General features: G+C 49.4%; 18 protein-coding genes and 1 pseudogene. 5 read left to right on the top strand and 14 right to left on the bottom strand.

Translation table 11 applies throughout. From position 1 onward, the window contains the following. Nucleotide 1: 1 nt before the first annotated feature. The 8 genes from RY075_RS15600 to RY075_RS15565 form a co-directional block, all read right to left on the bottom strand. A complete protein-coding gene (locus RY075_RS15600) occupies nt 2-1,027 on the bottom strand; it encodes an ABC transporter permease (RefSeq protein WP_023314555.1) in 1,026 nt (341 codons plus the stop codon). Continuing rightward, nucleotides 1,027-2,121: a microcin C ABC transporter permease YejB gene (locus RY075_RS15595; protein WP_063855601.1), complete on the bottom strand. Its 1,095-nt coding sequence runs from the start codon at nt 2,119-2,121 to the stop codon at nt 1,027-1,029. The genes RY075_RS15600 and RY075_RS15595 overlap by 1 nt, the downstream gene beginning before the upstream one ends. A gap of 9 nt (nt 2,122-2,130) precedes the next feature. Next, nucleotides 2,131-3,936, bottom strand: coding sequence for an extracellular solute-binding protein (locus RY075_RS15590; protein WP_032634211.1), 1,806 nt, complete (start codon nt 3,934-3,936; stop codon nt 2,131-2,133). 75 nt (nt 3,937-4,011) lie between these two features. After that, nucleotides 4,012-5,565 (bottom strand): cyclic di-GMP phosphodiesterase, encoded by a 1,554-nt coding sequence (locus tag RY075_RS15585; RefSeq protein ID WP_003859366.1) that lies wholly within the window; start codon nt 5,563-5,565, stop codon nt 4,012-4,014. A 127-nt stretch (nt 5,566-5,692) separates the two neighbouring features. Beyond that, entirely contained in the window at nt 5,693-6,262 is a 570-nt protein-coding gene (mepS, locus tag RY075_RS15580) for a bifunctional murein DD-endopeptidase/murein LD-carboxypeptidase (RefSeq protein WP_003859364.1), read from the bottom strand. A gap of 415 nt (nt 6,263-6,677) precedes the next feature. Then, on the bottom strand, nt 6,678-7,391 hold the full coding sequence (locus RY075_RS15575) for a phosphatase PAP2 family protein (RefSeq protein ID WP_063401224.1): 714 nt from the start codon (nt 7,389-7,391) through the stop codon (nt 6,678-6,680). A gap of 33 nt (nt 7,392-7,424) precedes the next feature. Next, the gene (locus RY075_RS15570) at nt 7,425-8,411 is read right to left on the bottom strand and encodes a GTP-binding protein (RefSeq protein ID WP_003859361.1); all 987 of its coding nucleotides are present in this window, start codon (nt 8,409-8,411) and stop codon (nt 7,425-7,427) included. A 123-nt stretch (nt 8,412-8,534) separates the two neighbouring features. Beyond that, entirely contained in the window at nt 8,535-10,001 is a 1,467-nt protein-coding gene (locus RY075_RS15565) for a fructuronate reductase (protein WP_109949177.1), read from the bottom strand. A 205-nt stretch (nt 10,002-10,206) separates the two neighbouring features. Here RY075_RS15565 and uxuA point away from each other — a divergent pair, with 205 nt between their 5' ends. Next, nucleotides 10,207-11,397: a mannonate dehydratase gene (gene uxuA, locus RY075_RS15560; RefSeq protein WP_023324974.1), complete on the top strand. Its 1,191-nt coding sequence runs from the start codon at nt 10,207-10,209 to the stop codon at nt 11,395-11,397. A 116-nt stretch (nt 11,398-11,513) separates the two neighbouring features. Here uxuA and yeiP read toward each other — a convergent pair whose 3' ends face one another. After that, nucleotides 11,514-12,086, bottom strand: coding sequence for an elongation factor P-like protein YeiP (gene yeiP, locus RY075_RS15555; protein WP_003859355.1), 573 nt, complete (start codon nt 12,084-12,086; stop codon nt 11,514-11,516). Nucleotides 12,087-12,250: 164 nt separating this feature from the next. On the opposite strand from yeiP, the pseudogene RY075_RS15550 reads away from it, so the two are divergent. After that, nucleotides 12,251-12,334 (top strand): annotated as a pseudogene (locus RY075_RS15550) (YkgJ family cysteine cluster protein); the annotation flags it as partial. Nucleotides 12,335-12,369: 35 nt separating this feature from the next. Here RY075_RS15550 and RY075_RS15545 read toward each other — a convergent pair. Further along, entirely contained in the window at nt 12,370-13,461 is a 1,092-nt protein-coding gene (locus RY075_RS15545; RefSeq protein ID WP_338627828.1) for a DUF4236 domain-containing protein, read from the bottom strand. A gap of 219 nt (nt 13,462-13,680) precedes the next feature. On the opposite strand from RY075_RS15545, the gene RY075_RS15540 reads away from it, so the two are divergent. The 3 genes from RY075_RS15540 (at nt 13,681) to RY075_RS15530 (ending at nt 16,025) form a co-directional block, all read left to right on the top strand. Next, entirely contained in the window at nt 13,681-13,947 is a 267-nt protein-coding gene (locus RY075_RS15540; RefSeq protein ID WP_072059494.1) for a YkgJ family cysteine cluster protein, read from the top strand. Between the two features lie 307 nt (nt 13,948-14,254). Beyond that, the gene (locus tag RY075_RS15535) at nt 14,255-14,881 is read left to right on the top strand and encodes a hypothetical protein (protein ID WP_338627827.1); all 627 of its coding nucleotides are present in this window, start codon (nt 14,255-14,257) and stop codon (nt 14,879-14,881) included. Further along, nucleotides 14,874-16,025: a hypothetical protein gene (locus RY075_RS15530; RefSeq protein ID WP_338627826.1), complete on the top strand. Its 1,152-nt coding sequence runs from the start codon at nt 14,874-14,876 to the stop codon at nt 16,023-16,025. Before RY075_RS15535 ends, RY075_RS15530 begins: the two co-directional genes overlap by 8 nt. Before the next feature lie 93 nt (nt 16,026-16,118). Here RY075_RS15530 and RY075_RS15525 read toward each other — a convergent pair whose 3' ends face one another. From RY075_RS15525 to RY075_RS15510, 4 genes are all read right to left on the bottom strand, one after another. After that, nucleotides 16,119-16,778 carry a hypothetical protein gene (locus RY075_RS15525; protein WP_338627825.1) on the bottom strand — a complete coding sequence of 220 codons (660 nt, stop codon included), beginning with the start codon at nt 16,776-16,778 and terminating at the stop codon, nt 16,119-16,121. Beyond that, on the bottom strand, nt 16,775-17,047 hold the full coding sequence (locus RY075_RS15520) for a hypothetical protein (protein WP_226834867.1): 273 nt from the start codon (nt 17,045-17,047) through the stop codon (nt 16,775-16,777). Before RY075_RS15520 ends, RY075_RS15525 begins: the two co-directional genes overlap by 4 nt. A 527-nt stretch (nt 17,048-17,574) precedes the next feature. Next, the gene (locus RY075_RS15515; RefSeq protein WP_338628662.1) at nt 17,575-18,246 is read right to left on the bottom strand and encodes a recombinase family protein; all 672 of its coding nucleotides are present in this window, start codon (nt 18,244-18,246) and stop codon (nt 17,575-17,577) included. 294 nt (nt 18,247-18,540) lie between these two features. Beyond that, complete coding sequence (locus RY075_RS15510) at nt 18,541-20,292, bottom strand: hypothetical protein (RefSeq protein ID WP_338627824.1); 1,752 nt, start codon at nt 20,290-20,292, stop codon at nt 18,541-18,543. Nucleotides 20,293-20,501: the final 209 nt, after the last annotated feature.

Here is a 20,501-nt window from a genome sequence, read left to right as displayed (position 1 = left end):
GTCATACCGCCTTGTTGGGATCGAAGGCATCGCGCACGGCTTCGCCAATAAAAATCAGCAGGGAAAGCAGCACCGCCACGGAGAGGAATGCGGTGATGCCCAGCCAGGGGGCCTGGAGATTGTTTTTGCCCTGCAACAGCAGTTCGCCAAGGGACGGTGAGCCCAGTGGCAAACCGAAACCAAGAAAATCAAGCGACGTCAGGGTGGTAATGGAGCTGCACAAAATAAACGGCAGGAAGGTGAGGGTCGCCACCACCGCATTGGGAAGCATGTGGCGGAAGATAATTGCGCGATCGCTCACGCCTAACGCTTGCGCGGCGCGAATATAGTCGTAATTCCGCGTGCGCAGAAACTCCGCGCGCACCACGCCGACCAGCGCCATCCAGCCGAACAGGACGGTGATCCCGAGCAGCCACCAGAAGCCAGGCTGTACCACACTGGACAGCAGGATAATCAGAAACAGCGTTGGCATACCGGACCAGACTTCAATCACGCGCTGTCCCCATAAATCTATTTTACCCCCGTAATAGCCTTGCACGGCGCCCGCCACAACGCCCATTACGCTGCTAAAGAGCGTCAGCATCAGCCCAAACAGGAGCGAGATGCGGGTGCCATAGAGGATGCGCGCCAGCACATCGCCGCCGTTGGCGTCCGTTCCCAGCCAGTTTTGCGCGGAAGGCGGCGAAGGGAAGGGGGTAGACGTGGCGAAGTTAATACTGTTCGCGCCAAAACGAATCGGTGCCCAGATAGCCCAGCCGTGCTGCGCTATCTGCTCACGTAACCAGGGATCCTGGTACTCGGCTGGCGTCGCAAATGGGCCGCCAAAATCGCTTTCGCTATAGGTAGTAAGCACCGGCACGTACCAGCGGTCTTTGAAATGCACCAGCAGGGGTTTATCGTTGGCAATCAGTTCCGAACACATACTTAAGGCGAACAGGACGGCGAAGATCCACAGCGACCAGTAGCCGCGACGGTTGTGGCGAAAGCGCGCCCAGCGGGCCTGATTGACGGGGCTTAAACGCGACATCAGCGGCCCTCAAAATCGATACGGGGATCGACCAGCGTATAGCTGATATCGCTGATGATGTTCAGCAGCAGGCCGATCAGGGTGAAAATGTAGAGTGTGCCAAACATCACCGGATAATCACGGGAGACGGTGGCCTCATAGCCCAGCAGCCCTAATCCGTTGAGCGAGAACATCACTTCTATCAGCAACGAGCCGGTAAAAAACATACTGATGAACGTGGCGGGGAAACCTGCAATCACCAGCAGCATGGCGTTACGAAAAACGTGCTTCCACATGATCTGCTTTTCACCGACGCCTTTGGCGCGCGCGGTGACGACGTACTGTTTGCGGATCTCATCAAGAAAGGCGTTTTTGGTCAGCATCGTAAGCGCCGCCAAACCGCCGATGACCGTCGCCAGCACCGGCAGCGTGATGTGCCAGAAGTAATCGGTGATTTTCTGATACCACGGCAGCGTGCTGAAATCCGCGGAGACCAGCCCGCGCAGCGGGAAGAGGTCGAAATAACTGCCGCCTGCGAAAAACACAATCAACAGCACGGCAAACAGAAACGCCGGAATAGCGTAGCCGATGATAATAAACGTACTGCTCCAGATATCGAAACGGCTACCGTTGTAGACCGCTTTCCTTATCCCCAGCGGAATGGAGACCAGATAAATAATCAGCGTCCCCCACAGTCCGAGCGTGATGGAAACCGGCAGGCTTTGTTTGATCAGGGTTAACACCGAGGCGCTGCGAAACAGGCTGTCGCCAAAATCGAAACGGACATAATCCCATAGCATCCTGAAATAGCGCTCGTGCAGCGGCTTGTCAAAACCATAGCGATGGGTGATCTCGGCGATCACCTCCGGATCCAGTCCCCGACCGCCCCGGTAGTGGCTTTCGCTGATGTTGCCCACGCCCGTCCGGGCATGGCTGGCCCCCATTCCTTCGCCGCCGCCGCCCGGCATGCCGCCAGCGTGACCAAATTCTATTGCCGCAATCGCCTGGTCCACCGGACCGCCGGGGGCGATCTGGACGATAAAAAAGTTAATGGTAATGATGGCCCACAGCGTCGGGATCACTAACAGCAGCCGGCGGATAAGATAAGCGCCCATCGTCACTCCTTAACGCCGCTCTGCGGGCAATTTTGCGGCTTTATTCACGTCATACCACCAGGTGTCAAAGCCGAGGGTGTAAACCGGGCGAACGGCAGGCAGGGAGAATTTATCCCAGCGGGCCACGCGATCTTCGCCCATATACCACATCGGCAGCATGTAATAGTTCCAGGTTAATACCCGATCGAGCGCGCGGCCAAGCGGCAGAAGCTTGTTCTTATCGCCCTGAGCGGCCACAATTTTTGCAATCAGCGCATCAATCACCGGGCTCTTTACGCCCGGGGCGTTGTAGGAGGAGTCGATATACCCCGATGCCCAGGAGATTTGCAGATCTGAACTCGGCCACGGCTGGGCGGCCCACAGGGTCTGCATCATATCGTAATCGCGACTGCGCTTGCGGTTAGTCAACTGGGCCATATCGACCTGGCGGATATTCATAGTGACGCCAAGCCGGGCAAGGTTCTTCTTAAACGGCAGCACCCACTGATCGTTTGCGCCAGAGGCAATCAGCAGTTCGAAGCTGAGCGGTTTACCGGTTTGCGCATTAACCCGTTGCCGATTTTTCAGCACCCAGCCAGCGTCATCCAGCAGGCTGCTGGCTTTCAGCAGGTTGTCCCGGTCGAACCCGTTTCCGTCGGATTTGGGCGGTTCAAATATGCGGGTGAACACCTCCGGCGGTAGCTCCGCTTTCAATGGCGCCAGCAAAACCAGCTCGTCCGCGTGGGGATAATCACGGGCGGCATATTCAGTATTCTGGAAATAGCTGTTCGCCCGGCTGTAGGCTCCGTAAAACAGCGCTTTGTTCATCCATTCGAAATCAAACGCCAGAGTAATGGCTTCACGCACCCGACGATCGGAAAAAACCGGGCGCTGAATATTAAACGCCAGCCAGCGCGTGTCCTGCGCGGATTCGTTTTTGTGTTCGTCTTTAACGATATAGCCTTTCGCGAAATTTTTTCCGATATAGCGGGTCGCCCAGTTTTTGGCGCTGTTCTCGACACGTAAATCAAATGCGCCTGCCTTAAATGCCTCGAAGGCCACGTTATCATCCAGGTAGTAGTCGTAGCGGATTGTATCGAAGTTCCAGCGGCCCCGGTTTACCGGCAGCGTGGCTGCCCAGTAATCTTTCACACGGGAATAGATCACATACTGGCCCATTCGCCAGTCGGTAATGCGATACGGCCCTCCGGCCAGCGGCGGGGTAGAGAGGGGATCGCTCAGCTTATGGTTTTTCCAGAAGGATTCGGGCATGACGGGCAGGGAGAACAGGCTCAGCATATTCTCTTTGTTCGCCTCAGGGAGTTCGATTCGCACGGTCAGCGGGGCGATGGCTTTCACCGTGGTGCCCTTGTACACCAGACGAAACTGCGGCACGCCTTCGGTCATAAATTTATGAAAGGTGAACGCCACGTCGCGGGCGCTAACCGGCGTACCGTCGTGAAAACGCGCCCGCGGATTAATCGCGATTTCTGCCCAGCTGAAATCTTCGGCGTAACGTACGTTCTCGGCGACCAGGGGATAATAGCTGCCGGGCTCGTCGTCGGAGGTGACGAACAGCGTGTCATAGAGGGATTCGGTACGCGCTGCCGCTACGCCGCGCAGGGCAAAGCGGTTAAAGTTGTCAAATGTTCCCGTGGCGGAAAGCGTCACGTTTCCGCCTTTCGGGGCGGCTGGGTTGACGTAATCGTAGTGGTTAAAGTTAACCGCGTACTTCGGCTCGCCAATGACGGCAAAGGCCGTGCTCTCTTTGATGGTCTGCGCCTGGCTCGACAGGCTCACCAGCGCCAACAGCGTCAACACAACGCGCATAATCATAGTGCGGCGGATCCCTTTGTTCACAGACAGGCTCGGTTGAACAGAATAATAAGGGACAGCGCCGTGATTGTGAAATTATTCCCCGAGCGTGATATCGGGTTGCCACGTCCTGAACTGCTCCAGCGGCATCGGGCGGCCAATCCAGTAGCCCTGAAGATAGTTTACGCCATGCTCGCGCAGCCACGCCGCCTGCTCGGGCGTTTCAACACCCTCGGCGACGGTTATCATATTCAGACGTTCTGCCAGCGTCAGCACCGCGTCAAGCACTGGCGAGGTGACGGTTTCAGTCCCGATGGCATTCACGAAGCCACGGTCAATTTTCAGGTAATCCATCGTGAAGCGTTCCAGATAGATCAGCGCGCTGTGGCCAGTGCCAAAATCATCGATGGCGATTTCAAAACCTTCATTGTGCAGCCATTCGAACAGCTGATTTGCCTCGCGGTGGTTAATCATGTCGCGCTCGGTTATTTCCAGCACAATCTGGAAGTGATCGGGCGGAAGGGCGGCGAGAAACGCGCGCATATCCTCTTTAAAGCTTTCCGCATGCAGATGCCCGGGCGCGATGTTGATCCCAAACTTGGCCCCAGGCGGGAGCACCGTTTGCAAGACAGGGGCATCGCGGATAATCAGGTCAAAAAGATGCAGCGTCAGCGGGACAATCAGCTTCTGCGCTTCAGCGAAGTTAATAAAGGCATCCGGTGGAATTTCGCCCATCACCGGATGCTTCCAGCGCATCAGGACTTCCAGCCCGGTCATTCTGAGCGACTGCGCATCCACGACGGGTTGATAGACCACGTAAAACTGGTCGTGCTTGATGGCCGTGAGGATCTCTTTCCCCGGATTGAGACGGATAGTAAGAATATAGAAATTCAACAGGCCCGCCGCGATACCGCAGACCAGGCCGAAAAACACCGCGTAGAGCAGTTCATCGGTTGTCCAGGCTTGCGCATAAACGTTAACGGTCAATGGAATATTTTTCAGCGTGGCGCTACGGGCAGGGACGTCAGGCAAATCCCGCGCCTGGATCAGCATTCCGGACTGTGTAGATAACGCGGAATCGCCAATGACGATCGATATCCCGGCAAATTCATCCTGACGTGACGTATAGAGAAGATAAGGCGACAGGTTGAGGTTGACGGACGTAAACACGCCGCCGTCTTTCACCAGCGGATTGCGATACCAGATGGCGATCGCGGGCTTATCCGGCAGCATTGGCGTGCCCGGCAGGAGCGCGATATCAACAGGTTTGCTGATATGTAGCTGAGGGATAAGCTTTTCCATCGGGGTATTCATCGGGCCTGTTGCCGAGGAGCAGAAGGCCTGTTTATCCCTGACCAGCAAAAAGGCGCGCACGTTGATGCTAAAGGCCGCCCGGGAGGTCAGGGCGGCACTCACTTCCTCGCAGCTGTTCAGCGTGAGTGGCTGGAGCGTATCAATCGACATTTTGAGCTCATCGAAATAGCTCTCCATGTAAACGCTTAAATCGGTAATGAGAGTATCGAATCTGACGTCTCGCTTGTGATAACTCCAGTAAAACTGTAATGCTCCCAGAAGCAGGGCAGTGAATAACCCCGTAAGGAAACTGATAAACAGTATCTTGCGGTTGCTGGAGAAGTAGCGGGTTAACATAGATGTCGTGATTCCTGAAATGCCGCTGGATAGTTATCAGTGTAACGGGCAAAAAAAAACACTGCCGGAGCAGTGCTTTTTTTATCGTATCGCCAGCCAAGGGATAACCAACGATACGACAACAATATTAACTACGGCTCAGAACGCGGCGAGCTTCGTTGTAGCGTTTCTTCCAGTAAGGTTCGTTCATGCTGGAAATCGTCACACCGCTGCTGGTGGAAGCATGGACAAACTGATCGTTACCGATATAGATGCCAACGTGTCGACCGGTTGAACCTGCTCTGAACAGGACTAAATCGCCCGTGCGTAGTTTAGTACGCGAAATGGACTTGCCCATTTCCTGCTGTTCATAGGTAGAACGCGGAAGGTCTAACCCAAACTGCTCACGGAACGTACGCTGTACGAAAGCGGAACAATCGATGCCTTTCTTGGTGCTGCCGCCCAGACGGTAACGCACGCCTTTCCAGTCAGCATACTGATCCATAATACGCGACTTAACGTCGAGATTACGTACCATATTTTCAAATTCATCCTGAGAGGCTTGCAGTGAAGAGGAATCTTCCATTCCCACAACACGCGTCTCAGGATGCATATTCTTCGCGGTATTCGTCGTACTACATGCCGAAAGCAGAACCGCCACTGCAATCGCCGGGATCCCCCGCAAGATATATCTCAGGATTGGTTGAGATTTGACCATTTTGTTTGTTTTCCCTTGAAGTCCTTAACGAAAATATCGTTATAAAAATGCCAACCGTGACGAGACTAATTATCTGTTCACAATGAGACAATTCTTTATGGTGAAAACTGTGGCTCAACGCACAAAATTATTCACCATGATAATAATTATCTCAGTGGGGCAAAACGAGTTTGAGGTTAACCGATTGCACGGGGTATTGCGAGCAAAAAAGTCCGATTTTTTATAAGAAAATGTGATACACAAAGTTACAGCGCGGAATTGCTCAAAATGCCGCCATTCATACCGATAATCCCTGCAATTGCTTCATTTTTATCACGAATTGTATGACAGGATGATGACAGCGTTGAATGACGCCGGAAAGAAGAGACTCAGGGACCGAAAACGATCCCCGATGAATGGTGTTAATTTGCGTTATTTATTTGTTTCTGACTTGTTTAAATTTACCGGGAAGATAGCGATCAAAAATACCTATTACGCGATCGCTCAGTGGGGTCATCAGCACCCACGGTAAACCAATTAACACCGCCGTGAGGGAGCCTACGGCGATATCTGTCAGCCAGTGAGCACCAATCATCACTCGCGGGAATGCAAATACCGCCACAATAACCAGGGCGATGGCGAAGGCTTTTTTACCAAAATAGCGCAGCATGAAGCCTGCAAAAATCAGCAGCATCATACCGTGGTCGCCCGGGAAACTGTCCTTCGAGGCATCTTTGGTTGGAATATGAAGCAGCTCGCTGACGCGGTTAATATTCGGGAAAAAGAGCGACGGACTGGCGCGTTTAACCGGCATCAGATGCTGCGCCAGCTGGTTGATAATCACGGCCGTCAGCAGCATCACCAGGCCGATAATCAGAATACGGCGACGACCCGTTTTGTCTTCCTTCAGCCAGAAGGAGAGCATCAGACAGCCCATTGCCAGCAGCGAACAGCCGTCAAACGCGCGGTTATTGGTGATCGCCACCAGCCACAGGAAGGCTTCACTCTTCGCCAGCGCGTGGTTAAAGAAGTGGAACAGCCCGGAATCCAGCGGGAACCAGAAACCGTGATCCGCCGGGATATACCAGGAGAAAAAGAGCGCCAGACCGGCAGCGTTGAGCAATAAAATAGCAGGAAGTCGAGTCGTCATAGTCTTCAGCAATGTGTGAAATCAGGGGCAACGTTAGCCGCCCAAACTTAAACGAAGCTTCAACAGGCTTGACTGGAGAGCATTCCAGTCGGTATTAACCGCACTAATTAACTCTATCCGGCTGTCGGGTGGCGCGACATTCTGGGTTTCAATAAAGAAATCCTCGCCCTGACGGTTAATGCGCACCAGACCATCCGGAGTGCGCATGATCCCTTTTACCCGCTCAACCGGCGCCAGTCTCGCCCATTCCAGTATACCAATGGTGTCGAAAACCGTATCGGCATCGAAGATCCACCCGCAGGCCTGGTGCCCCTGACCGCTGTTCAAATTTCGACGCCAGCGCTGATGTTCCGGCAGGCTCAGTGCAGCCAGGCCTTGCTTCGCGCCGTGGCTATGCGAATGCTCTGCGCTGGCAGGCAGTTGCGTCTGGTTGAGGCGGGGAAGATCGAGCAGGGCGCCATCAATGTTGCCCTGGGTGGTCTGCACGTACTGACGTCCACCGCCAGCCTGCTGCCACCAGGACTCGAACGCGGCCTGACTCTCAGCCGTCGCGCGATCGGATTTATTCGCCACGATAATATCTGCCGAGGCGAGCTGGTCGCGGAAATTGTCGTTGTTGATCGTTTTTTCATCCAGCAGCTGGCGGGGGTCGAGCAGGCAAAGCGTCGCACGCAGCTCAAGCCACGGCTCGTAGACCGGGGCGGTCAGTAAATCAAGGATTTGCTTAGGATGACCCAGCCCGGTAGGCTCAATCAGCAACCGGTCCGGCTTGCCCTGACGCAGCAGCGTATTCAGCCCGACCTGCATCGGCAGACCATTCACGCAGCACATACACCCGCCCGGGATCTCTTTCACCATCGCGCCGCTGTCGGCGAGCAACGCGCCGTCGATGCCGACTTCGCCAAATTCGTTGACCAGCACGGCCCACTTTTCCGCCGGATCTTTATTGGCCAGCAAATGCAGAATGGACGTAGTTTTACCGCTGCCGAGAAAACCGGTGATCAGGTTGGTTTTGGTCACGTGCGCTCCGATAAATAATTGTGATGTAGTAACAACTATCTATCATCCTGACGAAAAAATCGGGCATTGAGAAGAGGGAGGGCGAACGGAGCGTAAAACCGTTCGCCTTAAACGCAATAATCGCTAAATTTTTAACGTTTCGATAACGGCCTGGTGCGCGCCGAGCCGGACGAGGCGCTGGTACGCGCCGGTAATTGCCTCGACAAAGACAGGGTTTTGCGGCAGGTCGTCGCCAAAGATTTCATTTAACGTCAGCAGGGCGCTAACGCGTTCTGCGTCGCTGCTGGTGGCGACAATGGCCTGAAACTTTTCGCTCAGCGGATCGCGGACGTCAATGGCGTTGCCCTGTTCGTCCGTCCCGCTGACGTAGCGCATCCAGCCCGCCACCCCCAGCGCCAGTAATGGCCAGGCGGTGTTACGCTCAAGATGCATGCGGATCCCATCCAGCATGCGCTGAGGCAGTTTCTGGCTGCCGTCCATGGCGATTTGCCATGTACGATGCTGAAGGGCCGGGTTGGCGAAGCGGTTAAGCAGGCTGTCAGCATAGGCTGTCAGATCAACGTTGGTGATGCGCAGCGTAGGGGCCTGCTCATTCAGCATCAGCCTGCGGGCAGCCTCGCGGAAACTGTCGTCCTGCATACATTCATTTATGTGCGCGTAGCCAGCAAGGTAGCCCAGATACGCGAGGAAGGAGTGGCTGCCGTTCAGCATCCGCAGCTTCATCTGCTCCCAGGGCAGGACATCCTCAACCATCTGTACGCCTGCAACCTCCCATTCCGGACGCCCGGCGACAAAGTTATCTTCCACTACCCACTGAATGAACGGTTCACAGCTGATGGCGCAGGGATCTTCAACGCCAAGTTCCTGGGTGATTTCCGCGAGTGAGGCGTCAGTGGCGGCGGGCACGATTCGGTCGACCATGGTACCAGGGAAGCTCACGTGCGCCTCGATCCATCCGGACAGCTCTGCGGATCGCTTTCCGGCCATGCCGAGAACGGCATTTTTCACCACGTGGCCGTTGTCGGGAATATTGTCGCAGGAGAGCACGGTAAACGCCGGCAGGCCACGCTCGCGGCGGCGATGAAGCGCTTCGACCAGAATACCCGGTGCGGAATGTGGTTCAGACGGATGCTCGAGATCGTGCAGGATACGGCTGTTCTGCATATCCAGTTTTCCCGTCGCCGGATCGATGCAGTAGCCTTTTTCGGTAATGGTGAGGGAGACAATTGCCACCTGTGGTTCGCAGAACTTCTCAATAATGGCTGCCAGCGAGTCGAGTTTGGCGTTCAGGCACTCTTTTACCGCACCGATAATAATGGGCTGATTGCCTTCGGCACCTTTCTCCAGAACGGTAAACAGATGATCCTGCGCCCGGAGCTGGCGCATAAGGACATCGCCGCTAAAGAGGCTAATCTCACAAATTCCCCAGTCGCCTCCTCTGGCATTCAGTACCCGGTTTGTTAACAACGCCTGATGCGCCCGGTGGAACGCGCCAAAACCGAAATGGACGATGCGGGAGCGTAACTGCTCGCGATCGTAGCGGGGCTGCTGGACATGAGCAGGAAGCGCGGTGGAGGCAATAGTCTTCATGTAGTACACACCTGATTAACCATTAATTAACAATGCCAGTGTAAAGTTATATGACAACAAATTAAATTGGTAAGCCGTAAATATCCCTGTTATGTGAGTTTGATCAATCAATGTCACGCGCTGTATTGACCACTTCGATTAAACATGTATGGTAGTCGTCATTGAGGTAACACATATTGGTATAACAACTTGAGAGGGTGGGGCAATGGAACAAACCTGGCGTTGGTACGGGCCGAACGATCCGGTTTCTCTTGATGATGTGCGTCAGGCTGGCGCAACGGGTGTGGTCACGGCGCTGCATCATATTCCGAACGGTCAGGTGTGGCCGGTGGAGGAAATCCAAAAGCGTCAGGCTCAGCTGGCAGAGAAGGGGTTAACCTGGTCTGTTGTGGAAAGTATTCCGGTTCACGAAGATATCAAAACCCACTCCGGTGAGTGTGATACCTGGATTGCGAATTATCAGCAGAGCATTCGTAACCTGGCAGCCTGCGGTATTGATACCGTCTGCTACAACTTTATGCCGATTCTGGACTGGACGCGTACCGACCTGGAATATGTAATGGCCGATGGTTCGAAGGCGCTGCGTTTCGATCAAATCGCTTTTGCGGCTTTCGAGCTGCACATTCTGAAGCGTCCGGGTGCGGAAGCAGACTACACCGCCGAAGAGCAGCAGCAGGCGCTGGCGTGGTTCAATGCCGCCAGTGAAGCGGACATTGAGAAGCTGGTTCGCAATATCATCGCGGGCCTGCCGGGGGCGGAAGAGGGCTATACCCTCGATCAGTTCCGCGCGCGCCTGGCGGAATATGGCGATATCGATAAAAACCAGCTGCGTGAAAACATGGCGCGCTTCCTGCGCGCTATCGTGCCGGTGGCAGAAGAAGTCGGCGTGCGGCTGGCGGTTCATCCGGACGATCCACCGCGTCCTATCCTCGGCCTGCCGCGTATTGTGTCTACGATTGAAGATATGCAGTGGCTAAAAGAGACGGTGGATAGCATCTACAACGGCTTTACCATGTGTACGGGCTCGTATGGGGTGCGGGCGGATAACGATCTGGTGCGGATGATCGAAACCTTCGGCGATCGCATTCATTTCACCCACCTGCGTGCAACCTGCCGTGAAGAGAATCCAAAAACCTTCCACGAAGCAGCCCATCTTGGCGGCGACGTGAACATGGTTGCGGTGGTGGATGCCATTCTCTCTGAAGAGGTTCGTCGTAAGCAGGCAGGAGATGTTCGTCCTATCCCGTTCCGTCCGGATCACGGGCACCAGATGCTGGACGATCTGCGCAAGAAAACGAATCCAGGGTATTCGGCGATTGGTCGTCTGAAAGGGATGGCGGAAGTGCGCGGTATCGAGCTGGCGCTGAAAATGACGAAGTATCCTGAACTTCTTTAAGTCTCATTGCCCGGTGGCGCTACGCTTACCGGGCCTACGAAAAACCGGCTCTGAGGCCGGTTTTTGTGTTTTTGTAGGCCGGGTAAGGCGTAGCCGCCACCCGGCAAATGCCACAATCAGTCAGCACGACCCATATAGCGTTTTTCTTCGATATGGATACGGATTTTCTCGCCCGCCGACAGGTACTCTGGCACCTGTACGACCAGACCGGTAGTCAGGGTAGCCGGTTTGTTACGCGCACTTGCAGACGCGCCTTTGATGCCCGGTGCCGTTTCAACAATTTCCAGATCAACGGTCTGCGGCAGTTCCAGCGCCAGCAGCACGCCATCCCAGGTCAGCACCTGCATGTCCGGCATCCCACCTTCAGGAATAAACAGCAGCTCTTCTTCGATCTGATCTTTGGTGAAGATATACGGGGTGTAATCTTCTTTATCCATGAACACGTATTCGTTGCCGTCAATGTAGGAAAAATCAACGTAGCGACGGGTCAGGGTTACGGTATCGACGATATCGTCGCCTTTAAAACGTTCTTCCACTTTCAGGCCGGTGCGGACATCGGAGAAACGCATTTTGTACAGCGTTGCTGCGCCACGGGCGCTGGGTGCCTGAATGTCGATATCTTTCACAATCAGCAGTTTGCCGTTGTAATTCAGTACCATACCTTTCTTAATTTCGTTCGCTCTTGGCATTGCAGTAATCCTGTTTACGGGAGGTAAAAAATATCGCGCCAAATTACTCGCGCGCGGCCTTTCAGGCAAGCGGAATTCGTGGGTTTTGCTATCAATACATAAAAGGTGTTACTGTGCGCGCAATGCCCGACTGCGCGGGCATCAGCCACCAACAGAGGGCATGTATGGATTGTCGTTCCGACTGTGGCGCGTGCTGTACCGCACCGTCCATCTCAAGCCCCATTCCAGGCATGCCGGAGGGCAAGCCTAATAGTCAATTATTCACAGTTTAAAAATGTCATAGCTAAGTAGAAATGACTTTTTTGCTAAGTGTTTCAATTGAATGTGAAAAGCTTTCTCCATAGCCAGTTTTCGACAGCTGTAATAACTCATTTAGTCCAGAATGACTTGTAAACGAAAGGTTTTCATACAAGCATATAGGAAGTTCTGAATTGTCTTTAAATCTTCTGTCTGGGCCTCCAGACTTGTTCACATACTTCCATGTCCTGCCAACGACTATGGCATCTCCAGGTACACCTTCGCTTTCAATGAATCGACTGTCACCAACATTAACGAATAGCTGGTTATAACCAACAGCGCCAACACCTTCACGGTCATAAACGAGTACTCTATCTGGAAAAAAATGTAATGTTTGACGGCCGACATTGATAGCAATCGTCTCAATATTTGTTTTAACAAAGGGAGGCTTTGATTTACTGATAGAGGTTATTTTTCTGCGTAATAAGTTACCAGCCCCGGCATGATACTTGGGGTCATAAACGGCTCCAGAAGCTTCTATATGCCATACTTTTGAGCAGCTTGCGAGCTTGGCTCCACTATCATGAAGTTGCTGGTAACATGCCATCATTTGATCATCAAAGTCATAAAAAAGAACAGTAGTCTTTCTTAGCTGATCGTACATGTAAGCAAAAACAGAAATTGCTGCCCCTAAGATAAAACCTATGGCGAGGCACCACTCAGGCCATGCCTGTGAAAAACCGTAAAGTAACAGCGCAATCGAAAGGCAGAGGATCAAGGGCCATATTTGTGACTTCTTACGTTTGTTGTTCAACTCTTCAAGCAGTTCTCGTGAACTTGAATCAACGATTTCTGAGATATGGGATGACTCGATTTCCTCAAGAGGTGCATGTGTAGTGTCATGTCCTATTGGGGACTCGTCTGGTACATGTTGAACCTTCTTTCTGTTCTGTGGGACCAGGCTTGGTGAAAGCGAAGCACGATAATAGACTCCACCAGCACCGATGTGGATATAATTTCCTCTTGGGCCAGTCCCAAACCTCAGTCCTTTTATACCAATTGATGCCCCGACTCCTGATTTAGATAGGTTAAATCTCATCGGTCCAACGCGAATGCTTTTCTTGATATGAAAGCTCATTATAACTCCTGGTAAAGCGAGGGGCAGAATTCATCTTACGCTAGGGCGATCTAACTGATGGATTTTACTGCATACGCTTGAGATTTTTAAATGAGCATTAATCCATATGAGAGGACAATCGCGAATTTTATGCGGAATAGTTCTTAGTTACATACTGTCGCCCTGATTCTGACAATGTGTTAATGTTTTATTCGAATACAAAGAATCTGAGATGTCCTGATGGAATGCCGAATCGATTGTGGGGCCTGTTGCATCGCTCCTTCAATATCCAGCCCTATCCCTGGTATGCCGCAAGGGAAACCAGCAAATGTAAGGTGTGTTCAGCTATCTAATGATAATTTATGTAACATTTTTGGATCCCATCTTCGTCCTAAAGTTTGTAGTAGCCTGCAACCCTCTTTGGATATGTGTTCAACGAATCGAACAGATGCGATGACATACCTAATCAAACTCGAAGATGAAACTTGCCCCACTGCCACTTTGTAGGTATACGCTTATAAACTACTGTAGGGCAGGACTGTCTATCGGGGCGGGCTCAGTCAACTGCGAGTGCTAAGTCGTTTATTGCATGCGCTGCCGCTTTTTTGCTTTGTTTTGAATTAAAAAAACGATAAGATCTTAGTTGTAAACACAGTATATCGATAATTAATTTTACACTGGTTCTATATCTAGTGTCTTAGGCTTTTTGGTTAAAAGTTGTACTTCTATAGTTTGTGAGTCTTTATGCTTCAGCTGGTTTGGCTTTTTCACGTTTAAACCTCACTAGTACGTGGGATGTGATGGATAGAGTTGAATGAAGAGTCATGAGTATATTGTCATATGTGGACTTAATCGTAGTCAGGTTGGCAGATTGCTTGCGATCGTTGCCTCAACTTTGTCTGCTTTTATAATCTTTTCAATGTTGAAAGTGGCCGAGATGCTTAAGCATTTCAACTTCGACAGCCATATCCCTCCTTCTCTCCTATCACTTGGTGGGGCTGGAACCATTTACTTAATTCTCTATAAATTACTGGACAAATCCCTATGGAGAGCGCCGTTAGTAGGCAGAGCTCTGCGCGTGCCTGACCTCTCAGGTAAGTGGCAAGTTCAAGGCTTAACAAAAACGGAGGGGGGTAAGCCTTGGGAAGGTGTGCTAACAATCGTACAGTCATGGGATAAGGTCCGGATTGTTCTCAAAACTGCTCAATCGCAATCTGATAGTGTTACTGCATCGATAATTTACGATGAATGCATTGGTTATCAGTTGCTATACCACTATAAAAACCACCCAAAAATGGGCGAAGAGCACCTTCATGCACATATAGGATTTGCTGAATTCTGGTTTGATGAAGATTTATTAACGGCTGAAGGGCATTATTTCAACGCTCAAGGCCGAGCTACTTATGGCACCATGACAATCAAGAGGATCGCTAATGTCTAGTTCAACTTTCAGTGACCGCATTCAGCGGATGAAAAAACGCCGCAAGGGCTCCGCGGAACAAGTTAAGGTTGCGATGGAGTCTTATAGTGGTGTTGCAATGGATGGTCTTGAGAGTTATGACATATTAGCAAATGTACTTTCCTCTCAGGAAGAATGGGAGCATCGTGGCAGGGGAGATAACGCGACACGTTACGTCATAGGTGCTATGCAATCTGTCGAAACTCAATATACTGAGGTATCACTTAATACCGCAAAGCGGATTGAAAACCAGCTTGAAAAAAGACTGAGTGAATATAATCTTGACTTTCGTCTGCAAGGCTCTGTTGCTTTAGATATTCATATCAAGGGTTTCAGTGATGTTGATTTGCTTGTTATTGATAAGCAGATGTTAATGTATGATCGTGATGGGGTTAGACAGAGTCTATATACACCCACATCTAAGAAAGAAGATGATGTTATACTCACATTACGCAATACAGCACGCGATGAACTAAGAAAAGCATTTCCAGAAGCATACGTTGATGATGAAAATAATAAATCTTTGAGAATTACAGGTGGCTCATTACAACGGGAAGTAGATGTAGTACCCGCAATCTGGTGGGATAATATTGACTATCAGTTAAGTCAGGAAGAGAGCGACCGTGGGGTAATGATTCTTCAAAGAGATGAGCGTAAACGAATTTATAACTCCCCATTTGTACATATAAAGCGAATTGAGAGTAAATGTGATCGTTCTAATGGTGGCTTGCGTAAAAGCATACGCTTACTGAAGACCATTAAGTCTGACTTCCAAGATGAGGAGGGTACAGAAATTGGTCTTAACAGCTATGATTTAACATCGATTATGTATCACGCCGATGAAAATAATCTACGGCATAATGCATATTATGAGCTTGCTGTATTGGTGGAAACACATCGATGGTTAAACTATCTTTGTTCGCATCCTATTGAGGCGAAAAAATTGGATGTGCCTAATGGTACTAGAAAAATCTTCGAGGATGATAATTCATTAAATGAGTTGATGAAGCTAACTAATGTGGTTAATAACTTGGTTAATGAAGTAATGAATGAGCACATTGGTAATTTTGGACGGCAATTAGCACTCAACGAAAGTGAATTGCTCAAAGGCATTCAAGTACTTTAGCTTGAAAATAGAGGGAGGCAGTTAGCCTCCCTCTTTAAAATTTGATAGTTTAGTAAAAAGCATTCAGTCAGGTTTTTTAAAATGATAATTTTATCATACAGCAATTTTACGTTGTGTGTTTTCGGCTTCTTTGTAGGATGATATACCTTTACAGTCACGAGTGACGAGTCTTAAAGTTATCTCTCCGTGTGTTGGTGTATTTGTCCAATATGTTCCGTTCAAAGATAATTGATCTCCCGCTAACTTTAATTCCCCTGCACCGCTTGTTATTGAATGTGCGCCTGAAAAAACTTTCCTTAGTTCAAAGACATAGCAAAGCCTAGTCACGTCTGTTTTCGAGCTTCTTAAAAGAGCTTCAAGTCGGGATTCTCCTTCCTGTCTTTCGGTAAAAGATTGAATAGAAAGAGTTAGATAGGTTTGTCGTATCACGAAAAAAATAGGAATGACCAATCGGTTTCCGTCAATAGCACCGTAGTCTGACCTTAGCTCTCCAACCCAAACGCCATGGACGAGTGGTCGATTCATCCATTTGGCTAGATGCCGCCAGCGCCAGGCTAATTTTGAAAATACCCCGAAGAATAAAACACAAAGACCAAGCGATAAGCTGAATGCCTTCCATGCAGCAGAGGGTATTGGTTGATGGAGGTAATACCATTGGAAAAGAAAAATCAGCAAGCCTAGTAGCCCCAGCAGCCAGCCAAATACTTTTAGTAGGCGTTCAAACTCGGCAGTAGTTAGACTAAGATTATTCATTGGAGCTCACCAATTGTATCTTCAAAACCATTTTTATAAATGTGTATATATCCTTCCGCGGATATTATAGCGGCAGCTTCCACTTGTGGTAAGGTTGATATTAGCTTAGCAGTCATCTGACGAGCACCTTGCGGCCAAACAGCTAATGGGTTGGCAAGAGCGACATCGAGAGGAGGAGATACAAATTGCGCAATATGAGTGAGATCTCCGCTTTTTGCCTCAATGAGGTGAAAACCATCATGCATAATGCTTCCACGAGTTGCCAACATTGCAAGGACCTTCAAGACGTGGTCTGCACCCGAAATGGGTAAGCCTTTATCAGCATTAAGGCGCGACCCCAAAGGAACTACAGGCAAGTTCTCGATAGTGCGATAAGCAATAACCCCAATTCCTACAAAATCGGTAGACCTCTGTGCTACTAGTCTAGTTAGAAGTTGATGAAGCCATAACTTGTTTATAAGTCTACCCTCGCCAGTTAAGCATTAACATGTGTGCAAGATCCTACCATCAAACAATTTTTGCATGAAAGGGATTTATTCACATAAAGGTCTTTGAAACTAATTTTTTTCAATAAAAAAATGTAAGCATATTGCTCATAGGATCCTCTTAGGCATGATAATAGTGCCTGATTGCGAAAGAAGTTTTGGGAATATACAAAACACAGATTTGCGTCGTTTTAGTGACATCCTTGATGTTTCCTCGATGTGAGCTAGACCCTTTCCAGGCTGATCATGGCAAAGCAATATACGAAATACTTCACCCATTGTGATAAAAATTCCTAACCTTCGCATCACGCTCAAAGCATATGATCAGATTCGATTGCATTCCGTCTGCTGAAACTATCAGTTCCAGCCCGTTCTAATAACTCTTTCTTGATGCGGTAAAATGTTGCACGGCTTATATCTGCCGCCTTCATTATGTGTGCTGGTTTTACGTTTTGTGCAAGCATCTCGCGAACGATCTCACGGGCCTCCATATCTTTTTCTTTCCCCGCATACAAACCTGCCAGTTTTGCTCTTGCGATACCCTGCGCTTGGCGTTTACGCCGAGTTTCATAATCTTGTCGTGCCATTGTCGCAAGGATATCGATCAGCATTGCATTGACTGCCCGAAGAATACCGCTGGTTAGGTCATTACCGGACATTTCAACCATCTGCCAGCTTGTTGGCAAATCCATTGATACAATAACCAGTCCTTTACTGTTCAGCGTAGCTTTGAGTTCAGCCCATTCTTCATGTTTAAGACGGCTTAGACGGTCAATCGCTTCAATAAGAAGTAGATCGCCGGGTTGTGCTTGTTCAAGAAGATGCATTAGTTCCACACGATCCAGCTTCGCACCGCTGGCATTCTCAATGTATTCTCCGGCTATTTGCCAGTTTTTGCATTGCGCAAATTCGCGCAGGCTAACTAATGCACGATCAGCATGTTGGCCTTCGGTAGATGCACGGCAATAGATACGGACTTTCATCATGAGTTCTCTTTTGAATATTAAATCGATACCCATATGATACGGTGCGTGGTTTTGTTGTCAATAGAGTTAAATTTAACCCTATTGAGACTTTGTATCATGGTCTTTATCAGGTATACCCAATCGATACATATTGGCTTGGGGGAGTAATAACTCTTATGTCAGGAGATGATAGAGAGTCGGCTAAAAGTTCATAGCCGACTTCACTAATGCCTTATTCCGAACAAAATGAGTCGGTAGGTAAAAACATATAAAGTATAAAAATTATACTTATTAATGAATACATTACATGATTCATGTGTCTTTAAACAGTAACTTTCCAATCCACCAAATTGATTGACCAAAATTTGATATGAGTTGCTCACCTTGCCTTAAATAGGAATTATTGTCATCAATACCTGCAAGCTTTAAAGCATCTCCAATTTTCGAACTGGTAGGGTGAGCATCTCCCACTCGCATATCGTATGTTCCTGCTATGGGACCAAATACCTTCCGCGCTTTCTCTGGGCCAATTTTTTGAGCAAGGATATCTTCAAGCAGTTTATTTGAACCCAGCTTGTCCTTGTTCGCGTGTGTTGAAAGTTTACGAAGTTCGCGTACGTCCAACCGATCAGTAAAAATTCGTATAAGCTCTTTTGCTAACCTCAAAAGGGACGCTTGATCTTTGACCGCGAAACGGGAGACATGCTTCATAGCCTCAGAGCGATCAATATCATGTGTAAAAAGCGGAACGTTGAAGACGCCGCGGAATCCGCTTTCAAGCATCTCAATGACATCAAAAAATAGCTCTTCCACAGCGTGGGTTGACGCAGGGCGACACTTTACTTGAGAATCTAATAGTTCACCTGAAACTTTCCCATCCGGTACAACATTATGGGCAGCCCATATATGTTGCTCCCATGCAGGAAGACGAGCGATGTCATAAGCGTAAATGGTAATCAAATCGGAAGAATTTATACCGAAGTGAATCGAATAGCCTGAAGTGGAAATGATTCCTCCAGTTTCTGCTGAATACCACCTGAGTGAAAATCCTCTGAGAGCAAGCAGTTCACTAACGATACTGGAGCGAAACCACAACCATCTTCCAACATCTTCGTTATCTAATTCGGCAGATGCTAAACGAGTTCCATCGGTTTCAACAATGAAATAAGGTAGATTTTTATCTAAATCTCCTCTTATTCGTGTGCTTACTCCTTGATGTTCTATCCACTCATCACGCCAGAATTCCCCCTCGACTCGAACCCCTGTATAACCACCTTTTCGCCCATGAGATTTTTCATAATCGGTGTTCTCGTCAGTTTCTGGCCCCATTACGGGGGCATCTTCATCTTCGTCGACATCTGTTCTCCATGCGCGGAACATTGCCCAACTGCCGCCAAATACATCATTTATTTCGCGGATTAATAACTCGTATTGCCCGCCATCACGCTGTTCTTTGTGGCTCACCAAATTTGCATATTGGCTAGTTTCAAGTGAAGCTACATTTTCAATGCGTTGACGGTAGTAAGAGAGCCGTAACGACAGATTTCGAGCAGCTAAGTAATCGATTAAAAATTCTCTCTTTATTTCGATCAGACGGTGCTCACCGTTTTCATCGATAACTTCACGAGCGACAACTACAAAATTTTCTTCAGGTCTTACCCATTGTTCTCCCTCTTTAATGAGGCGAAGTGCTGCAACAAGGTCAGGATTGAGTATCCACTGTCTTCCTCCGACTACTGGCTGAGGCAATTCAAGTACTAAGTGAATACCAATCGGGTCTTTATCATTAAATTGATACTCATCAATTGCAGAATAATACCCATCCTTGTATGCGTAAGGAGATATGGTTGTACCAATTCCTATTTCGCTCCAGCTTAAGCTTTCGGCGACTTCACGATTCTGCGGCGGGAATGCAACTGATCCACATCCAAAATACTCATTGATGTAGCCGATTTCCTTGACGTCTCCTTGCGCATTCTCCAAGGATTGCCGCAGGGGTATCCAAGTCGATTTTGAAAACGTACGTCGAGTCTCTTTCTGTTGAAGAATCCAATCTTTATCCATTTGTCGTTAATCCTTTGTTAACATAAGTTATCAATCAAACGTTTCGCACTTGATTTGGGTAGCAGGCTATCCCTGACTTGAAATGACGTTGACTACAACCTTGAGTCACCAACTACATGGATCCAGCCACACGCGAATAAACCAATGCAATAAAAAGTTATATCTCCGATTTTTTTTATGGACAAGTCTTTGGTGCAGTGTAAGTCAAT

This window comes from Enterobacter sp. JJBC (assembly GCF_036936505.1).
Taxonomy (GTDB): domain Bacteria; phylum Pseudomonadota; class Gammaproteobacteria; order Enterobacterales; family Enterobacteriaceae; genus Enterobacter; species Enterobacter hormaechei_C.
The sequence above is the reverse complement of the archived record's forward strand: the minus strand, read 5'-3'. Positions and strand labels throughout refer to the sequence as shown.